This is a genomic window from Microcystis sp. T1-4, assembly GCF_000297435.1.
GTDB lineage: Bacteria > Cyanobacteriota > Cyanobacteriia > Cyanobacteriales > Microcystaceae > Microcystis.
In genome coordinates, this window is the sequence record NZ_CAIP01000204.1 from 1 (window position 1) to 5,094 (window position 5,094).

The window sequence follows — 5,094 nt, forward strand, 5'->3', positions numbered from 1 at the left end:
TGGCTTTTTCCATGTCCTTTCACACTAGCATATATTTCGTAAACGATGCTCATATTTAACAGTAAAGCCGTCGTAGAACGACGGGGTTTCAGACCCAAATTTTCGATGATCTATATTCTATTTGACTGGAGAACCCCTTATCATGTTTGATCGAGATAGTATCCGTGGTTTTTCTGCCCTAATCACCCTTGTGGGAGTCGCTTCTAGTTTGGGTTTTAGCTTCAACGCACCGGCTTTCTCCCAAGCTACCTCTAACAATTTACCGTTACTCTTAGCCCAAAAAAGCGAAAAGGTGCGAGTAGCGGTTTTAGACTTCGATTATAGCGGTCTCAGTAATCCCCAGTGGTTAACATTTCTCAATGGTGGAGCCAGTGGTGTCAGTGATATTCTCGTCAACAAATTAGTGGAAAGTGGTCGCTATACAGTCATTGAGCGCAGTCGCATTGATGCCGTCCTCAGAGAACAGAATTTGGGTGCTTCGGGACGTGTAGATGCCGCTACCGCCGCTCAAATCGGGCAAATTTTGGGGGTAGATGTGGTGATTATCGGTTCGATTACCCAATTCGATTTACAAAAAAAACAATCCGGTGGCTCGTTTATTATTTTTAGCACCGCCAAGACAGAAACCGATGCTTTTGTCAAGTTAAATGTCCGGGCAATTAATACCACCACGGCCGAAATTATTACCACCGCTCAGGGAGATGGTACTGCCAATCAATCCGATGGTTCAACCGTGGTTTTAGGAGTTGGGGGTGGTTCCCAAACCTCCAACGAAGGGAAATTACTCAGTATTGCCACCGATAAGGCAGTGGCGCAGGTGGTGGATAATCTCAATGATAAAGCCGACCAAATCGCCGCTACACCTCGCTCGCTCCCGACTGTCACCGCTTTAGTGGCTGCCGTGGCGGGAAATCAGGTAATTCTCAATAAAGGTACGGGAGAAGGCTATCGTGTCGGTTTACGCATTTCCATCGAACGGACGACTCAAACGGTCAAGGATCCGCAAACGGGTAAGGTTATCCGTCAGATTACTCAACCGATTGGCACTCTCGAAATTGTCGAAGCTGATGGTCAATCTAGCGTCGGTCGCATCATTACCGGTAATGGTTTTAAAGTCGGTGATTTAGCTAAACCCATTCGTTAATCGGGAATTATGAATTATGAATTATGAATTATGAAGTGGGGAGGTGGGGAAGTGGGAAGATCGGTAAACTTAAAACTCAAGTCTGATCACTGATCACTGATAACTGATCACTGATAAGTGAACACTCACGAAAATTTGAAGTTATGTAAAGCGAACCTGGGGGTCAGGTAAGACAACCGATAGAATTTATGATTGGAATCCCTTGGATATTCCCTAGACCAGAGCGATTAACGAAAACTATCAAAAAATGGTACAAGATCAAAAACCCACGGTGATCATTACTGGGACAACTTCTGGAGTCGGTCTCTACGCCGCTAAATCCCTTGCTCAAAGAGGTTGGTTTGTGGTTATGGCCTGTCGGGATATCCCGAAAATGGAACAGGCTGCCAAGGAATTGAACATTCCCCGGGATAACTACTCTATTGAATTTATCGACCTCGGTTCCCTCGATAGCGTCCGGCGCTTCGTTAAAAATTTCCGGGCCTTGGGCCGCTCTCTAACCGCTTTAGTCTGCAATGCCGCTATCTATCTGCCTTTGCTCAAAGAACCCTTAAGAAGTCCCGACGGTTATGAATTGAGCATGGCCACCAATCATTTAGGTCATTTCCTGCTCTCGAATTTGCTCTTGGAAGATCTAAAAAATTCCCCTTCTCCCGACCGCCGTTTAGTCATTCTCGGCACTGTCACCCATAATCCCGATGAATTAGGCGGTAAAATTCCTCCTCGTCCCGATTTGGGCGATTTGGAAGGGTTTGCCAAGGGTTTCAAAGAGCCGATTACTATGGCCGACGGCAAAAAATTTGAATCGGTCAAAGCCTACAAAGATAGTAAGGTTTGTAATGTTCTCACCATGCGGGAACTGCACAAACGCTATCACGAATCTACCGGAATTACTTTTACTTCCCTCTATCCGGGTTGTGTGGCCGATACACCCCTTTTCCGCAATCATTACCCCTTTTTCCAGCAGTTTTTCCCCTGGTTCCAGAAAAATATCACCGGTGGCTATGTTTCCCAAGAATTAGCTGGGGAAAGAGTGGCCATGGTGGTGGCTGACCCCGAATACCGTCAATCTGGTGCTTACTGGAGTTGGGGCAACCGTCAGAAAAAAGAGGGTAAATCTTTTGTACAAAGGGTTTCTCCTCAAGCTCGCGACGAGGAAAGAGGCGAAAAAATGTGGGAATACAGCGCTAAATTAGTCGGATTAGCTTAAATTCCGATTTTGAACCTAAAAAAGGACACAAGGTAACTTGTGTCCTTGTGGAAACGGGGAGTGCTGGGACAGGGAGAAACAGTCCATAACTGGGTTTTTAAAGTTTGATTGGCAGTTAATGATATTATTAAAAACGGATTTGGTATTAGGCTCTCTTGGATTTGGTGGGTAAAATGTATTCTAAGATACATTCCTTAAGAGCGAGGGAGTGGAAGGAACCACAGAGACACAGAGGACACAAAGATCGATCCTATGTAAGTTAAACTTATCACACAGAACCTAGAAGAGCCATTGTCCAATTGACGAAACGCTCGGCAACCCCAAAGATAGCCTGATCTCTATGCTGTTGCCAGATTTTGTTTAGCTTTCCCGTTTTTTGACTAGAATAACAACGCAACCGATCACCAGCAATCCTGCGAGGGTTGAGGGTTCGGGTACAGTTTCGACGCTAAAGGCGAGAAATTGAGTAAATTGGAGCTGGGTAAAGTTATTGTCGCTGACGAGAATTATTGATCGCTTGCCGTTCGGTAAATCGGGGCCGAAGGCAATCCCCTCCACGTTATCGATGGGGATATTTAACGAGGTCAGATCGAATAATAGGGTTTTCTGGGCGGCCACGATACCCGAAACCCCATTAATACTGGAAAAGGCACTGATGTCGGTGGCCCCCTCCAGGGAAACCTCGTAGATTTTCACAGTATAGCCCGTATTCCCCGGTGTTCCCGTCGTTATAGAGAAAGAACGTTCTAGGGAGAGAAAGCGTTGGCCACTATTATCAAGTGCCAGTAAATCGACGAGTCCGTTGACATCGACTTGGCTTGGAATAATCGGGGGAAGGGCGATTGGATCGGTATTGTAGAGAAATTGAGCGATCGGCTGTCCATTAGCGAGATTGTACTGCAATATCCGTGAGGGAGAACCGTTCGTTGGCGTCGCGGCCGGCCCATCCTGCACAAGCGCGTTCTCGGAGGCCGTGAACAGGAATCGCTGATCTGGGGTGGTGGTCAGACTTTCTAGAGCCAGATTATTGCGAACCCCGCTTGTGGTGGGAATCGAGTTCGGCGCGGGGATAAACTGGTTTGGAATCGGTAAAGTATCGTTCTGTTGACCGTTGGCCAGCGCGAATCGATTGACAAAGGGATCGAGAATCTGATTGCTAGAGACCTCCCCTTCGGAGGAAATATACAGATTAGAACCCACGAGCGCGATCCCTTCTGGATCGAGACCCAGCGCGGGGAAAGTTTGCCCGTTAGTCTGTAAAAGTGGGGTAACACCGGTAAAGGTAACGCCGCTATTCGTCCCATTAACATTAAATAGCGTCGGATTGATCGTTGCGGTGTAGAAACGCGCTGGGCCGTTCTGAGAGCGATCGTCCGAGATGATGTAAAAGTTATTGCCCGCCGGATCGTAGGTAATGCCCGATAATCCCCCGACCGGAACGGAGACACCGTTCACGGTTCCCGCTGGGCCTGAGGGAATAAACCCCGTGGGAACAATCGATTGACCGAGAAATTGTAAATTTAAAGGCGAAGCTTGAACCGACGAGGTAGCGAGGAAACCGACCGTTATGGTTCCAGCGATCCCGATGAAAAAACGAGAGGGGGATTTCATGATTTCTATCCCAAAAAACATTAGAACTCTTGCAAATTAATTATATGTTACAATCGTGTGTTAACTAATTTTTTTGGGAAAATTATTTATTTAGTACACTTGTACTAAATGAAAGCCTGAAGTTTAACTTTTAACCCAAAAATATTTAGATATGCTTTAATCTCTTCGGGTCTAATTCCCCGCCGCTCGCAGCGTATAATAGAAAAATGAGTCAATACATCCATAAGAGCCATAATGTAAGTGTTTTGCTATATATCGTAAAGCCGTTTTCGACAAACAGGTAGATAGCTTGTTGAAAGAAGTCTGTCTGGAGATGGAAAAACGATAGGAGATCAAGTTTGTAGAAATTGGGCTGTTCTCGACTTTGTGTGATAATTTTTGCTCATGAAATCGTGAAATGTTTACTGCGAAAAACTTTGAGGACTATTTTGTTAAATAAACTATCAGTATACTGAGAGGGGGACAAGCACGGGGTTTATGTCTCTTTGTTATAATTCAAAGGCTAGGCTATAATAACTCTTCATAAACACCGATAATTTTAGTCAAAGATGTAAAAAAGGAAGATCATTATTGTGAGAGCGTGTAATTAGTATAATTAAAGTAAAAATCATTCCAATGTAGCCATGATTAAAAATATTAATGTAACTGAACTTAAACCTGAACAAATTCAGCAGATACAAGCAATTATTGCCGTATTTAAAGCTCAAAATCAACTCAATAAAAGTGAAACTAAAATTGATATGATTGAATACCTGTTGGAAAATCCTATAGAGGTTGATAATTTAGAATTTATGAAACGAGAAGAAATTTATGACAGAACTTAAAAGTCATATTTGTTTTGTTGAGTCTAATATTTAGCTTTATGCTTTTTCCACTGATAAAAAAGAAGAAGGTAAAAGAATATTGGCAAAACAATTAATTAAAGAAAAGTCCATCATTATCAGTACCCAAATAATTAATGAGGTTTCTTGTAATTTACTTAAAAAGCATAAGCTTGATGAAAAACAATTGTTTAAATTAATTGTTTCCTTTTATAGCAAATATCAAGTTATACCATTTCTCTAAATGAAAACTACACATCGAATTTAAATCCCCCTTTTTAAGGGGGATTTAGGGGGATTAAACTGGG

General features: G+C 43.5%; 4 protein-coding genes and 1 pseudogene. 4 read left to right on the forward strand and 1 reads right to left on the reverse strand.

From position 1 onward, the window contains the following. Positions 1-142 precede the first annotated feature (142 nt). Positions 143-1,144 carry a CsgG/HfaB family protein gene (locus MICAI_RS12800; protein WP_008202558.1) on the forward strand — a complete coding sequence of 334 codons (1,002 nt, stop codon included), beginning with the start codon at positions 143-145 and terminating at the stop codon, positions 1,142-1,144. Positions 1,145-1,391: 247 nt separating this feature from the next. Then, the gene (locus MICAI_RS12805; protein ID WP_008202560.1) at positions 1,392-2,354 is read left to right on the forward strand and encodes a protochlorophyllide reductase; all 963 of its coding nucleotides are present in this window, start codon (positions 1,392-1,394) and stop codon (positions 2,352-2,354) included. Between the two features lie 360 nt (positions 2,355-2,714). On the opposite strand, the gene MICAI_RS12810 is transcribed toward MICAI_RS12805, so the two are convergent. Further along, positions 2,715-3,986 (reverse strand): esterase-like activity of phytase family protein, encoded by a 1,272-nt coding sequence (locus tag MICAI_RS12810; RefSeq protein ID WP_008202561.1) that lies wholly within the window; start codon positions 3,984-3,986, stop codon positions 2,715-2,717. A 185-nt stretch (positions 3,987-4,171) separates the two neighbouring features. On the opposite strand from MICAI_RS12810, the pseudogene MICAI_RS27095 reads away from it, so the two are divergent. Together MICAI_RS27095 and MICAI_RS12815 are read left to right on the forward strand one after the other, a co-directional pair. Next, a pseudogene (locus MICAI_RS27095) lies at positions 4,172-4,290 on the forward strand (IS200/IS605 family transposase); the annotation flags it as partial. 298 nt (positions 4,291-4,588) lie between these two features. Then, on the forward strand, positions 4,589-4,789 hold the full coding sequence (locus tag MICAI_RS12815) for a hypothetical protein (protein WP_008202563.1): 201 nt from the start codon (positions 4,589-4,591) through the stop codon (positions 4,787-4,789). Positions 4,790-5,094: the final 305 nt, after the last annotated feature.